At 54.4% G+C, this 18,526-nt stretch carries 18 protein-coding genes and 2 pseudogenes; 4 read left to right on the plus strand and 16 right to left on the minus strand.

The features are described from left to right. Positions 1–133: 133 nt before the first annotated feature. From ACOTX4_RS18935 to ACOTX4_RS18970, 8 genes are all read right to left on the minus strand, one after another. Positions 134–1,420: a putative phage abortive infection protein gene (locus ACOTX4_RS18935; protein ID WP_058656273.1), complete on the minus strand. Its 1,287-nt coding sequence runs from the start codon at positions 1,418–1,420 to the stop codon at positions 134–136. Between the two features lie 276 nt (positions 1,421–1,696). Further along, the gene (locus tag ACOTX4_RS18940; RefSeq protein WP_058656274.1) at positions 1,697–2,329 is read right to left on the minus strand and encodes a DUF4400 domain-containing protein; all 633 of its coding nucleotides are present in this window, start codon (positions 2,327–2,329) and stop codon (positions 1,697–1,699) included. Beyond that, on the minus strand, positions 2,326–4,344 hold the full coding sequence (traD, locus tag ACOTX4_RS18945; protein WP_058656275.1) for a type IV conjugative transfer system coupling protein TraD: 2,019 nt from the start codon (positions 4,342–4,344) through the stop codon (positions 2,326–2,328). Before traD ends, ACOTX4_RS18940 begins: the two co-directional genes overlap by 4 nt. Continuing rightward, positions 4,341–4,859, minus strand: coding sequence for a transglycosylase SLT domain-containing protein (locus ACOTX4_RS18950; RefSeq protein WP_058656276.1), 519 nt, complete (start codon positions 4,857–4,859; stop codon positions 4,341–4,343). Before ACOTX4_RS18950 ends, traD begins: the two co-directional genes overlap by 4 nt. After that, positions 4,838–5,512, minus strand: coding sequence for a TIGR03759 family integrating conjugative element protein (locus ACOTX4_RS18955; RefSeq protein WP_058656277.1), 675 nt, complete (start codon positions 5,510–5,512; stop codon positions 4,838–4,840). Before ACOTX4_RS18955 ends, ACOTX4_RS18950 begins: the two co-directional genes overlap by 22 nt. Positions 5,513–5,515: 3 nt before the next feature. After that, a complete protein-coding gene (locus ACOTX4_RS18960) occupies positions 5,516–6,175 on the minus strand; it encodes a pilus assembly protein PilL (RefSeq protein ID WP_058656278.1) in 660 nt (219 codons plus the stop codon). Between the two features lie 113 nt (positions 6,176–6,288). Further along, the gene (locus tag ACOTX4_RS18965) at positions 6,289–6,672 is read right to left on the minus strand and encodes a hypothetical protein (RefSeq protein ID WP_058656279.1); all 384 of its coding nucleotides are present in this window, start codon (positions 6,670–6,672) and stop codon (positions 6,289–6,291) included. A 70-nt stretch (positions 6,673–6,742) separates the two neighbouring features. Continuing rightward, complete coding sequence (locus ACOTX4_RS18970; protein WP_058656280.1) at positions 6,743–7,186, minus strand: STY4534 family ICE replication protein; 444 nt, start codon at positions 7,184–7,186, stop codon at positions 6,743–6,745. Positions 7,187–7,572: 386 nt separating this feature from the next. Between ACOTX4_RS18970 and ACOTX4_RS18975 the strand changes: the two genes are divergently transcribed. Continuing rightward, positions 7,573–8,043: an Hsp20 family protein gene (locus ACOTX4_RS18975; RefSeq protein ID WP_023182588.1), complete on the plus strand. Its 471-nt coding sequence runs from the start codon at positions 7,573–7,575 to the stop codon at positions 8,041–8,043. A 47-nt stretch (positions 8,044–8,090) separates the two neighbouring features. On the opposite strand, the gene ACOTX4_RS18980 is transcribed toward ACOTX4_RS18975, so the two are convergent. The 8 genes from ACOTX4_RS18980 to ACOTX4_RS19015 all read right to left on the minus strand — a co-directional run bounded on the left by ACOTX4_RS18980 (position 8,091) and on the right by ACOTX4_RS19015 (position 15,221). Beyond that, positions 8,091–9,917 carry a DNA topoisomerase III gene (locus ACOTX4_RS18980; RefSeq protein WP_058656281.1) on the minus strand — a complete coding sequence of 609 codons (1,827 nt, stop codon included), beginning with the start codon at positions 9,915–9,917 and terminating at the stop codon, positions 8,091–8,093. A 191-nt stretch (positions 9,918–10,108) separates the two neighbouring features. Continuing rightward, positions 10,109–10,534, minus strand: a complete 426-nt coding sequence (locus ACOTX4_RS18985) for a DUF3158 family protein (protein WP_058656282.1) — start codon at positions 10,532–10,534, stop codon at positions 10,109–10,111. Further along, positions 10,524–11,135 (minus strand): PFL_4669 family integrating conjugative element protein, encoded by a 612-nt coding sequence (locus ACOTX4_RS18990; RefSeq protein WP_058656283.1) that lies wholly within the window; start codon positions 11,133–11,135, stop codon positions 10,524–10,526. Before ACOTX4_RS18990 ends, ACOTX4_RS18985 begins: the two co-directional genes overlap by 11 nt. Before the next feature lie 159 nt (positions 11,136–11,294). Next, positions 11,295–12,167 carry an STY4528 family pathogenicity island replication protein gene (locus tag ACOTX4_RS18995; protein WP_058656284.1) on the minus strand — a complete coding sequence of 291 codons (873 nt, stop codon included), beginning with the start codon at positions 12,165–12,167 and terminating at the stop codon, positions 11,295–11,297. Continuing rightward, positions 12,157–12,714, minus strand: coding sequence for a DUF2857 domain-containing protein (locus ACOTX4_RS19000; protein ID WP_058656285.1), 558 nt, complete (start codon positions 12,712–12,714; stop codon positions 12,157–12,159). The genes ACOTX4_RS18995 and ACOTX4_RS19000 overlap by 11 nt, the downstream gene beginning before the upstream one ends. Next, entirely contained in the window at positions 12,698–13,981 is a 1,284-nt protein-coding gene (locus tag ACOTX4_RS19005; protein ID WP_058656286.1) for a ParB family protein, read from the minus strand. Before ACOTX4_RS19005 ends, ACOTX4_RS19000 begins: the two co-directional genes overlap by 17 nt. Before the next feature lie 16 nt (positions 13,982–13,997). Continuing rightward, positions 13,998–14,192 carry a helix-turn-helix transcriptional regulator gene (locus ACOTX4_RS19010; protein WP_001561320.1) on the minus strand — a complete coding sequence of 65 codons (195 nt, stop codon included), beginning with the start codon at positions 14,190–14,192 and terminating at the stop codon, positions 13,998–14,000. Positions 14,193–14,330: 138 nt separating this feature from the next. Further along, entirely contained in the window at positions 14,331–15,221 is an 891-nt protein-coding gene (locus ACOTX4_RS19015) for a hypothetical protein (protein ID WP_032214551.1), read from the minus strand. Positions 15,222–15,381: 160 nt separating this feature from the next. Here ACOTX4_RS19015 and ACOTX4_RS19020 point away from each other — a divergent pair. The 3 genes and pseudogenes from ACOTX4_RS19020 to ACOTX4_RS19030 form a co-directional block, all read left to right on the plus strand. Then, positions 15,382–15,690, plus strand: a pseudogene (locus tag ACOTX4_RS19020) (HNH endonuclease); the annotation flags it as partial. 186 nt (positions 15,691–15,876) lie between these two features. Further along, positions 15,877–18,279 (plus strand): type I restriction-modification system subunit M, encoded by a 2,403-nt coding sequence (locus tag ACOTX4_RS19025; RefSeq protein WP_058656287.1) that lies wholly within the window; start codon positions 15,877–15,879, stop codon positions 18,277–18,279. Positions 18,280–18,290: 11 nt separating this feature from the next. Beyond that, positions 18,291–18,526 (plus strand): annotated as a pseudogene (locus ACOTX4_RS19030) (restriction endonuclease subunit S); the annotation flags it as partial.

Genomic DNA, 18,526 nt, shown 5'->3' on the forward strand with positions numbered 1-18,526 from the left:
ATACAGGAGGTTTTGTTTTCTTTTAATTAAAGAACGTGCATCTTTCGAGATATCATTATTCCTTCAAAACTCCGGCTTGAAAAATAATAAAAACCTTACCTGATGCTTTAAAATAAAGGTAAGGTTTTTCGAATTATTTTACACATTGCTTACGAAGATTTTTTTCATAAATACAAATTTTTCTCGCCATTAACTTCACAGGCTCAAATCTATCACGAAATAAAATGTCATTTTTTCTCGCAATTGTATTGTTATATTCTTCTATTCTATAATAGAGTGACTCAAACTTATTGTGGAATAAAACAAAATTATTATCTTTCATTAACCTTATTAATCTAAGGTAATCAGCATCTGAATGTATAAGCCGCCCCTTTCTAACTGCTCTTATAATACTTTTTAAAATTTCTGGAGTTAAGGTTTGTTTTCCTGCCTCATCAAATGGTGAATTTAACGATGGCATTTTATTGTCTATATAACAGCCTAGGTAGCTAGAAGCAAAATAATAATTAAAAATCTCTTTGTAACTCCTTTTGTCTGTTTTTTCCGTAAACTTATTTAACAAAAAAACAGGAGAGGCATTGAACCAATTTATTACAAAGGATTGATGTGGGTTTTTATATATATAAGCTACAATGGTTGGCATGCGAATCGTTGGTTCAAACTCTGTAATGGAATTATACCCACCTTCTTTTGTGCATCTGTAAAAGCATGATCCAGCAGCCTCTTCTATCCTTAAAAAAGGGTTTTCCATCACATTTTTTTTGGTAAGATCATTTTGATGATAAATGCTAAAAAAATCAGCGTGCTCAAAAAAATCAAATTGTTTCAAAAGGAATTGATACCTATAGTATTGATTTTTAGTTCCATTTCTGAAAATATAGCTTGAATTCACTGCGATCAAAAACAAAATATCGTTACTGATAAGTGATCTAATAAGAGAGGTGTATTTTTTTCTTCCTGTTATATCTTTTTTAGAACCAAAATAATCCTCATCAATAAATTTAAGAGTGTGATATAAAATACGCATGTATGGACTTAGGATGATATGTCCACTCATATCACTAAAGGATTCAAAATGTTTATCTGATTCGAATGTTTTTTTAATAAGCCCCCAGCCTGATTCAGAGCGAGCAAATTCGTTAACTTTTTCTAGATAATTATTGTGCTGTGCTAATAATAAAGAAAAACGCTGATTGAAGGCGTCGCTGCGATAATTTTTTCGGGTTTCATCTAAAGCATCTTCTGATGTTTTTAAGGCACAAAAGGCCGCTTTAGCACTTTTTCTTCCTTCATGGGCAGCCCAGGCGGTTGCAAGAAAGGCAAGGGCCGTAGCAAGCCCTCCAATTGGTGCTGAATTAGTTTTAAACCAAGTCCAGAAAATGTGAATGGCATCAATAATGGCAGTGAAAAATATAAGCATAGAAACCTTAAAAGCTTACGTGACTCAATAAGGGTAATAGGTTGATGATACCATATTTTATCTTTTGTCATAGTTTAAAATCATAGTGACTGATGATGTTTAACCATCATAAGGTCACAGTTTTTAGCTGATAAATTATTTATTAAACTTGTGGTTGTATTGCGTGAAAAAAAATTAAACATTAATATTACAAAATGCATTAGTTTCTTCCACTCTCAAGTAAATCGATGCAATGAGGTCCTGCAGTCGAAAATAAGGGGAGTTGTATTGAGCGGCTTACAACCAGCGCTTAAAGCTACCTGCCACCATCCATAACGTTATTCCAAACCATATGGTGGCTGGTAATAAAACTAACCTCGCAGGTAGAAACAGCGGCTGCGCCAGATAGCAAACCCAAAGCGTTGTCGCGACTGAACTGCCGGACCTGACCACATAGCGGTGGAGAAAAACGGATTCCAGCCCGGAGCCAAACCGTCTTAAATCCCGCTGCACCAGTCCCTCCGTCAGCCCTATTACCGCACACAGGCAAAGCAGGGGGAGCATGGCGGCAAGCCATACCAGGCGCAGCATAAAACTCACCAGCGTATAGGCCAGGGCGGTGAACGGTTTCTGAAGGAGCCTGTTGGCCATAAGTACGCGATTTCCCCCTTTTTCCAGCAGCACCAGAATTTCATTCCCCAGAGGGTGCGGCTGCAACGCAATAACCAGTTCAGCCTGCTCCTGCTTCATCACCTGAAAAGCGTGCCTGCTCCCCTCCTGCGGCCACCAGAAATATAGCCCTGCCAGCTCCAGTAAGAACCGTAGAACCAGCGCGCCGATAACCAGCCCGATAAGCCGCCCGGTCAGAGACAGTAGCCAGCCAACCGGTCCCTGTGCCGGGCGTGACGGAGGAGGTCGTTGTTCACTCATTCCGGCAGCCCCTGCTGGCGCGCCTGCATCCATGCCGCCAGTTGCGCGACGGACTCCGGTAGTGGGCTGTGCTTATCTGTTACGGGCAGTGGCAGACGAATTTTCCACAGCTGCCCGCCCTCAAGCAGGGCAAAGGCCTGGCCTTTAGGAAGTTGAATCAACGCGGCGGTATCCAGCAGCGGTACATTGCGGGTGACCACCTGCTCGCGGGTATTGCTGCTGAAGCTGTTGATGCCGCCCGGCGTGTCGGTGACGCCGGAACTGACTTGACGGCTGCGCACGTCAACCTGTGGTAGTTGCTTCGTCAGCAGCTCGGCGGTGGCGTTTTCGCGCACCCGCAGCATAATCAGATTGTTGAAGTTACCGACCACCTGGCCTGCCTTGGGGGCGCTGCCGATGCGGGCCTGAATATCACTCAACGTCTGGGTGTAGGCGGTGACCTGAATGCCCGCGCCGCCGCCCTTGTTGATCAGCGGAATAAACTCCTCGCCCATCAGTTCGTTAAACTCATCGCAGTGCAGGTTGATGGGCGACGGTTTTTCGCTGTTGCCGGGCAGTCCATCATTCAGGCCAAACTTGTAGAGATGCCCGGCGACGCTCACCAGATCGGCAAACATTGAATTACCGACGGCGGCAGCAACCACTGCATCGGAGAGTGCATCCAGCCCGACATACACCACCGCTTTCTGGCGGATCGCTTGCTGCCAGTCGAGGATCGGGCGCGTGTCGTCGAGATCGTGGTAGTCCGGGGCGAGCAGGGCGGCGAGCGTGCCGGTGGTCAGCTTTTCCAGCAGCGGCAACAGCGAGGCGACAATCTTGTCGAAGTAGGTTTTGTCATAGCGCACTGCCGAGAGCAGGCCGTCGAGGATCGGATCGTAAAATTTCTCTGCGTTGAGGTACTGCTCCAGCGCCACCACGTGAGGATCGCGGCCCAGCATATGGCGCGGGGTGTTTTTATCGTTGATACGTTCCGCCAGTTGCGCCACCACTTCCCATGCCCGCGCGTTGTGGCGCGGCAGCACGATGCGGGCATAGTCGATAAACAGGGCGTCGATATTGACGACGTGGCGAGAGATCAACTGGTAATCGGGGCGCTGGCCGAGCGCCACCAGAGCGCGGGCGATGATGTTTACAAAGCGCCAGGCGAACTCGCGGAAGGCCGCCGAGTTGCCTTCGCCGGAAAGCTGTCCGGTGAGGCGCGATGCTACTTCCGAGATGCGGCCAAAGCGCCCGATGGCGTTATAGCGGGCGGAGATCTCCGGATACGCCAGGTGGAACAGGATAAAGCGGTCGCCGCGTCCGGCGTGCTGCGCCTCTGTCCACAGACGCTTCAGCAGATCCGCGTCGCCTTTTGGATCAAAGACGATCACCACCTCACCACGGCGGATGTCCTGGGTGGCAAGCAGTTCCGCCAGCCGGGTTTTGCCGACGCGGGTGGTGCCGAGCACCAGCGTGTGGCCCGGACGTTCCCCGAGTGGCAGGGTAACCTCGCTCTCTCTCAGTTCCACACCATGCAGCCACGGATTACCGCCGACGGGCGGCAGCGGCCGTACCGGGTTCAGCCAGCGGTCGGCACTGAGCAGTCGGGTAAGGCCGGGCAGGGTATGCTCGCCGCGTTTTTCGATGTGTCTTGCCAGGCGGTAACACCATCCGGGGCGCAGCCAGCGCGCAGCTTCCGGTTGCAGGCAGTCGTATAACCGCTGGGTATGGATGGGCTGCCAGCGAAAGCCTTTACCGAGAAACAGCCGCTGGCGGCTGACCGGGATTTTCCTGCTGGTGATCGCGTAGCGCGGCAGGCGCAGGAGGTTACGGTGGTAGCGCACGATTTGCCAGCCCTGCCAGCCGCGTCGCAGGGCCAGCAGCACCATGGCGCAGGCCATCAGGCGGGCCTGCCACGGCGTCAGCATCAGCAGCGGGGCCTGCGTCAGGCAGATTAACGCGCCACAGCTGGCGGTGACGGTGCTGTAAAACTCCACGGGTGGGCGTAGCAGCGCCTCCAGCGCGTAGCGGCTCATGGCGGGGATTCCTGTTGGAAGTGGCGGCTGACCAGTTTGCGGTAGCGTGCGGCGGGCGCGCCGCCAGCGGGACGATGATAACGGGCGGCGGCATTGAGCCAGCTTCCGGGACGTTCATCGTAGCGCTGACGCAGCAGTTGCGCGGTGAGCGACAGGTTTTGCAGGGGATGCAGGGCGTCGCAGGGAGAGTCAAAATACGCCCGGTGCCAGCCGATATTGATCTGCCCGAGCCCCACGTCAATGCGCTTCGGGCTGGTACGGCGGATGGCGGCCAGCAGCGCCTGACAGGCCTGCTCCCGGCTGGCGTAGCGGTAGCCAGTCCCGGCTATATTGAGCGTCCACGGCCACGGGAGATGCTTGCCGCTCAGGTTTGCCCCGCTTTCGGTCTGTGTGACGGCCCACAGCAGTTCCGGCGGTACGTGGAAATGCTCTGCGGCGCGCAGGTACGCTTCTGGCAGCGGCTGCGCCAGCGCCAGGCAGGGCAGCAGCAGGATCAGGGCAGGACCTCGCGCCATTGCTCCCCCTTACGCTCCAGCGCCACCGGGATTTTGCTCTGCCCCAAAAGGAGCCAGCGGCCCGCGTCGTGGTTAAGTGTGATGCTGTGTTTACCCACCAGTTTTGCGTCAATGCCGTGCGCCATCGCCCAGCGGCGCACCCGGTTATCATCGCCTTCGCTTCCGACCAGCCAGATATCCAGCGGACGCTGCTGCGACAGCAGGGTACGTAGCAGGCTGTCACAGGGCGGGCAGTCCTCCTGGACGAACAGCGAAACGCGGGCGGTACTGGTGGACGTAGTTTTCAGCGGTGTCAGGCCCGGATACAGGCGCTGCCAGGCCGCGTCATAGGCACGCTGGAAGGCGAGTTCTTTCTCCAGCCGCAGGTACTCCTGCCTGACCAGCAGTTCGGCGAAGCGCTGACGTTCGTGGTCTGTGTCGGCTTCGACGCCCAGCGTGGTCAGCGGATCGAGCCCCGGCGACCAGACGCCGCGCGCCTGCTGTTTCAGCGTGAGATAGCGCTGCCACTCCTCCGGCGTGACGCCCCAGACGGTGGCCTGCTGTTGCGTGGTCAGCGGTCTGAGAGCAGAGTCCGCGTTCTGGCTGGTCTGCACCTGAAGCGGTTGCGCCCACGCGCTGGCGGTGAACAGTAACAGAAGAACTAGGCGTTTCATCGCTTACTCCGGTACTTTCAGCGTTAGCTGGCGTTTGCCGTGGCGGAATATGGCCCGGCGCTCATCAAATCGCTCCAGCCGCCAGCCGCGCCACTGTTCCCCCGTGCGCAGCCACACCACTTGATGGAGGTAAATGGCCTCCGGCGGCACAATCACCGCCAGGCGGATATCACCGCGCTGTACGGTCCCGGCGAAAAAAAACGGGGCCGTTAACGGCCCCAAAGGGCGGAGGGACACGGGATGACGGTAAGCCACCGTCGGGGGGAGGGAATGGTCGCTGGCGAAACAGACTTCACGGCGGTGTTTGTCAGTGGTCATGTGCCATGCTGGGCCCGCCAGCAGTTGCAGGGCGGCCTTCAGGCGCAGCGGGCCGGTGTGGTACTGGCTCAGCGGTAACGGGAGGCTATAAAGCTGCGCCCGGCGCGCATCGGCGAGACACAAAGACCAGCCGCTGTCGCGCAGCAGGTATTGCAATGCTTCCCCTACCGTCGGGTGAAAACCTGGCGGAACGGACAGGGCGGTAAGCTGTTCGAGTGGCGGCTGTTGCGGTGACGTGCTGACCAGCAGATAGCGATCGTAGCGGACGACTTCTGGCGTTGCAGGGGAGGCGGCGGCCACGCCGTTGAAAATAAACAGGAGCAGAGCTGTCAGCAGTCGTTTCATCGTATCCTCCACAGGGCTTTGACAGGAGCGTGCAGGATGAGAGGACAAGGAACTATCGACAATTGTTTGCGGCGTCAAAAAATAGCGCCCGTTACTCCGGGCGCAAAATCAGATCAGTAAGGGAATCTTTCCCCCATCAGCCCCAGCGTGGCGGCGATGGGGATGCCTTGCTCAGAAAAATGAACGCGTAACGTCAGCCTGACGGTTTGCTGCTGAGTGCTGCCGTTGGTTTTCTCCGTCAGCACCGAGCGGTAATCGATACGAATGGTGCGCTGCGGCGGTTGGTGGGAGATAAAGGCCACTACCGCTGCCATTTCAACACCTTTCAGCAAGTCCCTAATGGCGTTGTCATTCCGGTCTTCAAGACAGTGCTTGTGGGCCGGAAGGGTAATGGCCAGATCCAGCGGCAAGCCAGCGTCCAGCGCCTCGTCATCAAGGTTAATCAGTTTGCCTCGGTTAAGGGCTTCTTCGCGTGAATTCAATACGGTATTCATCATGCGTCTCTCCGGTAAACGGCCAGGGAAACGCCCCGACGGGGAATTTCCCCGGCAGGGTGAATGCTGTGCGTCAGAACTGCGCTACAGGCTCTGCTGGCGGTGTGGCAGGCGCTGGCTGGGATTCAGCTTCGCGCTCTGCCCGATAAACCTCTTCACCGTCAATTTTGATGAGCCCGATGTGCAACAGATGGGCTTTCAGGCTGACGCCGGTTTCGCCTTTACGGTCGCCTTTGCTGTAGACAAAGGTGTCGGCATACAGATCGCCGAGGCGGAACTGGATCAGCACCTTGCGTTTCTGCTCGCAGGCGTCGATACAGCGGCGCACCAGTTTCTGCGCTTCCTTGCCGCTGACGCGGCAGTCGAACCAGGTGTGCTCCGCGTTGCTGGCTTCGCCCCGTAGTGCGGCAATGTCGCAGCACAGGAACGGTTCGCCTTTTTTCGGGGTCACTTCCCGGATCCGGTTCAGATAGCCCAGACCGCTGGTGTACAGGTTGAAGTAGTGGGTATCGTTCATGGTGGTATCTCCGTGTTGAAAGGTGCGGAGGCCCCATGCGCGGGGATGCCCCGCTTCGGGTTTGGCTCATGGGCTGCAAGCCCTCAGAGTTACTGGCAGTACGGGCATTCCGCGCTGTGCGCCTCCGCGTTTCAGGAATGCATGGCGGGTTTTGTTGATAACGGCATTACAGCAACAGCTTTCGGGGTGAGAGGACAGCGAGATTTGTTACCGGTGGCTGAATAATTTCCGTGACAGTCTGAGCGGAAGATATGTGATTTTAATCACAAAATTGCGCTTCGGTGAGTTGAAATATTGTGCAGTAACCTCATATAGAAAGCGGGTAAGGAACACTGCCCACAAGACATGAACTTTTTGAATATTCTTTTTTACTGTTCAGGAGGTACATGATGACTCTCAGAACTTTTCCTGTATTACACGATCTCTCCGACTCTCTGTTTGCGGACCGTTTTAACCGCATCGATCGCCTTTTTAGCCAGCTAACCGGCAGTACGCCGTTGCCCTCCACGCCTTCTTATAATATCCGGCGACTGGGCGATAACCGCTATGAACTGACACTCAGCGTGCCGGGCTGGAAAGAGAGCGAACTGGAAATTGAAACCGTTGGCGGTCAGCTGAACATCAGTGGTAAACGTGAAGAGGAGAAAACCGAAAACGGTGAAGAAGGGTGGATCCATCGGGGTATCAGCCGCAGCGACTTCCGGGCCAGCTATAGTCTGCCGGAGCATGTGAAAGTGACCGGCGCTTCGCTGGAAAACGGCTTGCTGGCGATTGAATTACATCAGGACATCCCGGAAGAAGAGAAACCGCAGCGCATCGCCATCAACAACAACCCGGCGATTGAACATAAGCCGTAATCGTTGACTGACGTTGTTTTCTCGCCCGGCAAACGCCGGGCGTTTTGCTAACCTGATGAGGCGCTTTTCTGGCCTCTGACTATTTGAGCCGTGAGCGCTGTAACGGTTTCTTGCTGCTGCACCAGGAACGCCTCCAGCTCCATTTTCCCCGTCGCGATGTCATCCAGCATCTGCTCCCATAGCGCAGTGGTGCCGGGATCTTTCAGTGTTTCCGGCAGCGCGTCAATCAGCGCGCTGGCGGTATCCGTTGCCAGCAGAAAGCGGCGCTGCTTAATCAGATAACCGCGCTTAAGGAGCGTCTGGATAATCCCGGCGCGGGTGGCTTCGGTGCCGATGCCCGCGTTTTCTTTCAGCCGTTGTTTCAGGCGCTCATCACAGACAAAACGGGCGGCGTTTTTCATCGCTGCAATCAGCGTTCCTTCGGTGTAGTGCTCCGGCGGTTGAGTCTGGCGGGCGCGAACGTCCACCTGTTCCACCTCGCAGGTTTGTCCCTGCTGAAGGGCTGGAAGCGCCTGCGTTTCTTCCGGCGATTGGGTTGCCATCTCGCGCAAAAACAGTTGCCGCCAGCCGCTGACAATCACTACTGATCCACGGGCAGCCAGCGTTTCCCCGGCGCAGTTCAGGCGCAGAACGGTTTTGTCCACCTCATGATCCGGCAGAAACTGCGCCAGAAAATGGCTACGTACCAGGCCGTAGACCTTGCGCTCATTGTCGCTTAGCTGCGTAAGATCTATCGTTTTACGGGTCGGGATAATACCGTGGTGGGCGGTGATTTTGCTGTCGTCCCACAGACGGGAGCGCTGCTGCAGATTAAGCTGCGTGGCGAGGGGCTGGAGTGAGGTGTCGCTGGCAACGAGCGCGGCCAGCACCTGCGGCGCTTCAGCGTGCATGGAGAGCGGCAGCCAGCCGCAGTCAGTGCGCGGATAGGTGGTGGCTTTATGGGTTTCATACAGGCGCTGAGCGATATCCAGTACCTCCTGTGCGCCCATGCCCCACAGTTTTGAGCAGACCTGCTGCAGGGCGCTGAGAGTGAAGGCCAGCGGTGGCGGCGTTTTCTCCCGCCTGGTGGTGACATCCATCACCCGCGCGGTGCCGGCCTGTTGCAGGCGCGCAGCGGCCTTGCGGGCGACGGATTCGCGGATACAGCGCCCCTCGTCATCGCAGTACGCGCCATCCGGCTGCCACTGCGCCAGAAAGGAAGTTCCCTCAGTGTGCAGCCGGGCATCCACGCGCCAGTAAGGGCGGGGCGTGAAGCGAACGATCTCCCGGTCGCGCTCCACGACCAGACGCAGGGTCGGCGTCTGCACCCGGCCCACGGAGAGCACGCCCTTGTGCCGCCGGTTCATCAGCGTGCAGGCGCGGGTCATATTGATGCCGACCAGCCAGTCGGCGCGGGCGCGCGCCAGTCCGGCCTGGTACAGCGGGAAAGTACTGTCGCCGGGGCGCAGCGCAGCGAGCGCCTTGTGGATACTGGCCTCATCCAGCGCCGACAGCCACAGTCGCTGGACTGGACCGCGCCAGCGGCACTGCTCCAGAATTTCGCGGGCGATGGTTTCGCCTTCGCGATCGGCGTCGGTGGCAATCACCACTGCATCCGCCTGTTTCAGTAGCTTCTCGATGATGCGAAACTGCTTGCGCACCTCCGGGCGGATCACCTGCCGCCATGTCGGGGGAATAAACGGCAGATGCTCTGCCCGCCAGTGTTTCAGCGCCGGATCGTAATCCTCCGGCGCGGCCATGCTCAGCAGATGGCCGAAGCACCAGGTGATGGTCACGGTGGCGTTATGCAGGTAGCCATCGCTGCGGTTGCGGGCGTCAAGCACACGGGCAATATCGCGCGCCTGAGAGGGTTTTTCGCACAGGTAAAGTTGCATGGGCTGTCTCCGGTGAAAGGGAGTTCAGCATGGTGTGCCAAAGGGATAAGGCGATAGGAGAAACTGGAGGGAGAAGGTAAAAATTGCACCTTAAAACGTGCATTAAGCGGATAGTGCCTGTTTTTAGGTGCATGAGGTGAGTTTAAAATTTTCGCTAAAGTGACACTCAGGGTTTAACTTTGCGCAAAATTTTAAACCAGCGTGGTTAACGGCCGTATCCGCCGCAGCATAAACATCACCATCGAAAGCTGCGTATTCAGCACCTGTCGCCGCCATTCGAGCGCCATCAGCGCGTCGCGTAGTTCATCGCTCACGTCAGGCTGTTGAATGGCTTCCTGCAACGCCACGCCTCCCGAACGGTTGTTGTCCAGATTGCGCCAGCGCAGATAGCTGACGCCGGAGCGCGCCGGGTTGCTGCACAGGATCAGCGGTATGTTGCGCCCCGGCAATTCATACACCGCCTGTTTCAGCATCAGCTGACGTTGTTGCAGTTGTATCCGAGCCTCCCGTAATTCCTGCACCAGCGCTAGCAGCTCTCCCTTACCCTTAAAGGCCTTTAAAAGGCCCTTTAGCGAGCTTTTGCGGGCGGAGCGTTCATCATCATCGTCATTGAACATCGCGCTGTATCTCCGCAAGCATCTTTTTGGGCAAATTCCCGAGCTTATGCGCCATCGTCTGCGCCAGCGGACTGTTCGCCCGCACGTCGGCGCGGGTCACGCCGGTGGTGCGAAAGCGGTTCACGAAGCTGAAGACCTGGAGCATCAGGCGTGGGATGGTGGCAATGAAATCGCGCTTCTCCGCCTGGGTGATAAGGCCGAGATGCCAGGCAAGCAGGGTGCGGCGGACCAGCAGATCGTAATCAATCAACTGTTGAAGCAGGCGTGAGCCGGGCGGTGAGAACAGCGCCAGCGGCAGGATGAATTCGGTCGGGGACGGGTTACTGACCTGCGTGGTGTGGATAGCGCCCGACAGGCTGGCGAAGGCCTGGTCCAGCCGACGGTTTTTTTGCTTCAGCAGGTGCGCGATCAGGTTCAGGCGGATGCGCAGTTGCTTCAGCCAGTGGGCGGCCCACGGATCGTCGGCCTCTTCGGCGCGCAGCAGACGCCTGAGTAACGCCAGACAGAGCAGCATGCCGGTGGGATGCGCCTGCCAAAGCCGGGCGGCGACGCGGGTGTGCAGGGTGATGCGGATATCGCTGAACAGGGTTGTGCCAGGCATCGGAAATTCTCCATGGATTCAGATGCCCGCAGTGTCGGTCCGCGCAATGAGTCAGGCGACGGGAAACCCATCTGGTTCACAGAAAGTTATTTTCGCCGATGAATGAGGTTTGATTGATAGCTGGTACACCGGCTTTATGCGGTGCGCATAAAATCAGGGCTATCTGCGCCTGCGCCGAAGCTGATTGAACTCGCCCCGTCTGGCTTTCTCCAGCGTTGCCAGCAGATAGGCGAGGGGGCGGTGGATATCGTGGGCGGCGATCCGCCACAGACAGTCGTCCAGCACCTGTTGGCAGAGGTCGGGATCCAGATTGCGCATCGCGCGTTCGGCGGCGCGGCGCTCGCTAGCGCTGAAGGGATTATCCACAGGCCAGTGCAGCAGTTGCGTACGCTTTTGATGTTTATTGTTTAAATCTGTACCAGTATGTACGCAATGCGGCTCCGGCTGCCCGCCAGCCCCCGCCACATCACTGAGTCTTAATTGAAGACTCGGGCGTTTTTTACTGAGTCTTCGATTAAGACCAGGGGCGGTCTTCAATGGAGACTCAGTGCAGGTTCGTCCACTGTCCACAGGTTGTTGCAGGGTGAGCAGTAACCCGATGGCAATGGTGCGGATACGCCGGTTGTGGTGGCGGGAACAGGCCGTAAGCAGCGCCAGATATTCGCTGTCCATCCGGCAGGCATCAGCATGAGTCAGTGGCGCATCATGCAAGGCGTAGAGGTTGCCGGTGATCCTACCGCTTTGCTCGTCGCGCATTCGCTGGCACAGGCTCAGCCAGCGGGTGATCCGCAGCATCATCAGCGCATTGCTGACAGTGCTGCGCGAGGCCTTCTCGCCCTCAGGCTGGTCGGAGAGCCAGCCCTGCAGTTCGTTGTAGGAGGGGAAGATGCCGCTGCCGTCGTCGCGGGCGTGCAGGCGCAGCAGTTGCCACGCGAACTTGTCTCGCGGGGAGAGGTTGCGCGCCAGCAGCAGGCGCTTCGGCACGCTCTGCTGCGGGTTGCCGAGAAACAGCAGCCGATCGTCACTCTTCATGCAGCAGCTTCTCCTGAGTCCACTGGCGCAGCAGGTTCCAGATAACCGTCAGCGACAGGTCGTGTTCGCGGGCCATCGCCATCATGACGGTCAGCGCTTCGGGTGAGTCGAGCTTTTTCACGCCCGTTTTCTGCCACTCGTTCCACACCAGCGTTTCCACCTGCTCATCGGGAGCATTGTTGCGCCCTTGCCGGACAAACAGGCCAATCAGCCGCCGCCGGGCGCAGACCTCCGGCGTGGAAAGGCCAAAGTAGTGGTTGATGAATTCGATGGACGCACCGAGCGACAGGGCTTCCTCCAGACGCTGCTGGAACAACCGCTCCTGCTCCATTCTCGCCAGCATCCGGCCCAGCATCTCGTGGTCAATGTGGGTGGTGATGAACTGCACCGCGCTGTTGCTGAGAAACAGGATGTCGTCGGCGGTAAGGCGCGACAGCTCGCACAGCTCTTGCGGGCTGAAGCCCAGCGATTCGCAGTAGCGGATCTGTCCCTCCTTCAGCGCCTGGACGATGTGGGTGAGCACCGCCTGGTTAACTGAGGGCGTCATGGCGAACCTCCCGCAGCCGCCGCTGGCGGCACAGGCTGATAAGCTGCATCAGTTGCTGGATCTGAGCGTTGTCGTAGTCCGGCGACAGCAACAATTCGAGGGCGGGCATCGGCGTACTGGTGTCACCATTCAGGGCCGCCAGCACCTGATAGCAGCGCTGTGCCGCCGGGTGGGGAAAATCGTGGCAGGGCGCGAGGGTGAAACCGGCCGGAGCACTGTCGTCCCGCTGGATACAGGCGTCCAGTCCCCAGCTGGCAAACAGTGACCGTGCCGTATGCACCAACGGCGAGGGCTTTGTCTCGCCGGGCGCTGCGGGTTCAGTTGGCGGTTCAGGCTCTGGTAGTGGTGCTTTTTCCGCTTCCGGCGGTGGCGGCCAGAGGACCTTTTCGGCGGGGGCCCCCAGCAGCGCCTGCCGCTTGCTCTGTCCATCGGTCAGTTCCGCCAGCAACGTATTCCAGCTTATGCCGCTGCGACAGCTCATCTCGCCGAGCAGTTCGTCCTGCACCAGTTGCGGTACCACGGCTTCCGGCTCGCCGTTGAAGGTGGCGAGGGCGGTGCTAAACAGGTCGGTAAATTCGGGCTGGCGTTCCAGTGGCATCAGCTTTACCCAGACCTGTTCCGCTGCGCTACGTAGTGCCAGCAGGCGATCGATAACCTTTCGGGTCAGACCGCCATATAGCGCGTTAGGGATGCAGGGCAGCAACCAGTCGACGGTCTGTAGCATCCGGCTGATTTGCGACTGGCTGACGGGATAGCCGTCGCGGGTGAGTTGTTCCGCCAGCGCCAGTTGCGTCACGCATTCAATGCCTGCCTCGTGGTAAAGATCACGCAGGTGCAGGACCCCTTCCGCGCGTTCGATAAACATCAATCCGTTATGCAGGTCGCTTTCCGCCAGATGGCCGATCAGGCACTGGACTTCGCCTTGCTGCGGTGACAGCGTTTCCGGCCACGGTCTGAACGGCCAGCAGACGCGGTGGTAACGCTCATCCTGTGTCTCCTGCCACAGTTCATTGAGGATCGCGAGGCGCGTATTCCCGCCGCTGGCGAGCATGTATTTTTCATCATCGGGGCGACGGGTCAACACCGGCGGGTTATCCAGCCCACGGGCAAGAATTGACGCCTTCAGCACGTCATAGCCGGGGTTGCGAGTGACGCGGGGATTGAGGGAGAACGGCTGGATTTGCTCCAGACTGACCTGGACCATCTCCTGTTCTCCGGTATTGTTGACGCCGTGAAGCCAGCGGTTGAGCAGGTGTGAAGCGCACATAATCTTCCTCCGGCATTCAGACATCGCGGGTAAGCCGGATGCGCTGGTGGATCCACGCGTCCACCTCGCTTTCCAGCCAGGCGACGTGGCGGCTGTTGAGTCGAATGGATGGCGGAAACTGTTGCAGCTGGATTTGCCGGTAAATCCACGATTTACCGAAGCCGATTTTATCTTCCACCTGGCGTAAGCGTAAAAATCTGTCGCTATTCATAACCATTCCTCCTGTGTCCAGATTCGTTCACATCAGCACGATGGGCGTGGTTATCAAAGCAGCAGCGTCCCTGCCAGGCAGTAAAAATCCTTATCCGGGGTAGTGAGAGTTGTTAGTTGAAAGGGTTAGTTGATCGCGTTACGGCGGTGCGCCGCGCTGGAGTGCGGTTTTCAACGTCTCGGGGCTCAGCGGCAGATGCATACCTTCCTCACGCGCCCAGCATTCGAAAATGTTCAGCAGTTTGTAGGGATGCTCCAGCATTTCATCGTCCAGTTGTGGGTTGTGCTTGCAGGCCAGCCACAGCAAACGCGAAAGCGCGGAAGTGATCCGCTCCTTTGATTCCGGCTGATGGCGGGTCAGGAAGGCCTCGAGATGAGTGCGGCGGATAACGAACAGTGCGTCAGGAGGCAGCGTGTCCTGCAGGTAGCAGACGGACAGACTGAGTCGGGATTTCAGGTCATTGCGGCCATTACCATATAGTTGGCCAATCAGCAGATGCAGCTCTTCCTGAAGGTTATTTTGCGTGGCGAGCAGTTCCAGTAAAAGCTCCCGCAACGATTTGCGGCAACAGAGTTGGTAGTAGCTGTCGTTCTCATCGCAGACCACAATGCCAATCTGGTTGCAGCAGTGGGTATCTTTGGGGCAAGGACGATTCAACGTTTTCGCCAGTTGCTGGTGGAGCAGCAGGCGCTCAAGGCCAATTAACGGCAAATTCCACAGATGGCTGGTGGTCAGTTGCAGAGTCGGGTCGCGTCTGCATGGTGGAGAGTTCGCCATCACTTTCCGGTTGCCGGGTTTGTTGCACTGCGAAGGTGGAAAGGGTGGCTTGCTGAATCGGCAGGCAAAGCGGCAAGGAGGATTGAGTGGTCTCAGAAGTACGGGGGAGGGGAAGTAGACAGAGAGTGGCAGATCGCCGTGCAGGGCATGGCGGATCAGGTCGGCGGGCAGCAACGTGATGTTGTGCTGCCGGATGACTTCTGCGGCCTCATCCAGTGTCAGCCACTCTTGGCGGATTTTGTGTGGGGGCATGGGGTTTTCCTTTTTGTGTTGTTGGTTGCGTGTAGTGCTTGTTGATGGTGAAAACCGGTGTGCGATGTTTTTGCTAAAACAACTAACCTGATCAGTTTAGTTAACGATCTTTTCAGACATAATCTGGTGATGAATTACGCTGGAAAAACAGGACGTAACATTGAATAGCTCGGAAGACGATTTGCTTGAAGTGGCGTGGTATTTGTCGAAGTACGGTAAATCTGAACCACCAGTGGGACTGGTGGTTCAGAAATGGAAAGAGGCTATTGCGCTTTTTTATCCCCATTTCGGAGCAGGAAAGACAGTGGTCGGGTTTTATAACAGCCTGAAAAATAGTCGGGATCGTTTTGATTCCTGGCTTATCGATGAGCGTATCGGCTGGCGGGACGGGCAGGGCGCTCCTGCTGCGCTATCTCATTCAGCGCAGCGTGTGCACCAGCGATTGAGTGTGCTTTCAGAGAGTGCGGTGGTTCGCCAGCAACGCGGATACCCCATCAGCTTATGACTGGACTATGGAGCTTACTTGGTTAAACTTGGCTAACTCGAAACTAGCTTTGGCTATTTGCATCTTGTTGTGGGTATACCAACGGTTATGCAGGCCAAATTTAGCACTTCACTTTAGATATAAAATAACGAGTAGTGATTAGGAAAAGAAATGGATCATAGTGTACACAACAAGCTTATCTCTTTTATTTGGAACATTGCTGACGATTGCTTACGCGATGTGTACGTTCGCGGTAAGTACCGCGATGTGATTCTGCCTATGGTGGTGTTGCGCCGTTTGGATACTTTGTTAGAACCCACCAAGGAAGCAGTGTTGGCGGAAGTTAAGTTCCAAAAAGAAGAGATGCAAGCTACAGAGCTGGATGATGAGCCTTTAAAGGCAGCCAGCGGCTATGTGTTTTATAACACATCAAAGTGGACATTGAAGTCACTGTTTAACACCGCAACGAACAACCAGCAAATACTCTTGGCAAACTTTGAAGAGTACTTACTTGGCTTTAGCGACAACGTTAAAGAAATCATTGAATGCTTTAACCTTAAATCACAAATTCGCCACATGGCTTCGAAGCAAGTTCTACTGGATGTGGTTGAAAAATTTGTTTCTCCTTACATCAACTTAACGCCAGAAGCTGTTGAAGATCCCGATGGCAATAAGATGCCAGCCCTCTCCAATTTGGGTATGGGCTATGTGTTCGAAGAGTTAATCCGCAAGTTTAATGAAGAAAACAACGAAGAAGCCGGTGAACACTTTACGCCCAGGGAAGTGATCGAGCTGATGACGCACTTGGTTTTTGACCCAGTCAAGGACCAACTTCCACTCACCATGACTGTTTACGACCCGGCCTGTGGTAGTGGCGGTATGTTGACTGAGTCTCAGAATTTCATTGAAGAGAAGTACCCTAATGACAGCCGGGATATCTATCTGTACGGTAAAGAAATTAACGACGAAACCTACGCAATCTGTAAATCAGACATGATGATTAAAGGTAATAACCCTGAAAACATCAAAGTAGGCTCTACACTATCTACAGACGAGTTTGCATCCTTGCGGTTTGACTTTATGTTGTCCAACCCGCCTTACGGAAAAAGTTGGGCATCGGAGCAAAAGTACATCAAAGACGGAAGTGATGTTATTGACCCTCGCTTTAAAGTGAGCCTGAAAGACTATTGGGGTAGTTTTGAAGTAGTCGATGCCACACCGCGCTCAAGTGATGGCCAGTTACTGTTCTTAATGGAAATGGTCAACAAGATGAAAGATCCCCGCGTCAGCCCGCTTGGTAGCCGGATCGCATCTGTTCACAATGGCTCATCCTTGTTTACAGGGGATGCGGGCGGTGGTGAGAGTAATATTCGCCGGTTCATTATCGAAAACGATTTGCTGGACGCCATCGTTCAATTACCGAATAACCTGTTCTATAACACAGGAATTACTACCTACATTTGGGTTCTCAATAATAATAAACCTGCCTCACGTAAGGGCAAGGTACAACTGATTGATGCGAGCTTACTCTATCGTAAACTGCGTAAAAACTTAGGCAATAAAAACTGTGAATTTGCACCTGAGCATATTGCAGAGATCACCGATACCTACCTTTCCTGCATAGATTTTGAAAGACAGTTAGATACAAACAACGACCCTATTGGTATTGCTAGCAAGGTATTTAGCAATGATGACTTTGGTTACTATAAAGTCACCATTGAACGTCCAGACCGACGTAAAGCACGCTTTACTCAGGATGCTATTGCACCATTGCGTTTTGATAGACAGCTTGGCGACGTCATGACACACTTGTACGCCGAATATGGTGATGATATCTATAAAAACACAGGTTTCGGCAGTGATCAGAAAAAGAGTTTCCTGAAATCCATTGAGAAAGAAATCTTAGCCTGGTGTGACGAGAACGAAATCAGCTTAAATGCAAAAGCCAGGACAAAACTACTTGATGTCAAGCATTGGTTGGCACTTAGAACCGTTATGGAAACCGCTCAAAACTTGATGTCTGACATTGGCGATAATGAATTTGATGATTTTAATAAATTTACGAGTCTTGTCGATAAATCACTTAAAGCAAACGATGTAAAATTATCTGCATCTGAGAAGAATGCCATCTTGAATGCCGTTAGCTGGTATAACGAGTCTGCAAAAAAAGTGATTAAAAAAGTCGTTAAGCTAAGTGGCGAAAAACTAGATGAACTGCTTACCCGCTATGAATGCGAAGCGGACGACTTACCTGATTTTGGCTACTTCCCAAGTGGAAAAAAAGGTGAATTCATTATTTATGAGAGTAACAGTGAACTTCGTGACTCTGAATCTGTTCCATTGAAACAAAGTATTTACCAATACTTCCTAGATGAAGTAAAACCGCATGTGGATGAAGCCTGGATTAATTTGGATTCCGTTAAAATTGGCTATGAAATTAGCTTTAACAGGTATTTCTATCATCACAAGCCACTGCGAAGCCCAGAAGACGTAGCAACAGATATAATAAATCTAGAGGAAAAGTCTGAGGGGTTAATTGCCAAAATTTTGGGTCTAAAAGTGGCAGAAGAGTAAGGAAAAAATTAATGGTTAATTTCGCTTTAATGCCAAAATATGAAGGTTATGTTAACTCGGGTTATGAATGGGTTGGTGAAATCCCCCGAAGTTGGGAACTTACCAAATTAGGTTCCTGTCTTTCCCCGGTGTCAATAAAAAATTGCCCTGAACTTCCACTGCTGTCAATAACGCGTGAATTAGGTGTTATTGAAAGGGATATTGAAGATCAAGATTCTAATCACAACTTCATTCCAGACGACCTAAG

The organism is Enterobacter cloacae complex sp. IR5459 (assembly GCF_049238005.1).
GTDB classification, from domain to species: domain Bacteria; phylum Pseudomonadota; class Gammaproteobacteria; order Enterobacterales; family Enterobacteriaceae; genus Enterobacter; species Enterobacter hormaechei_C.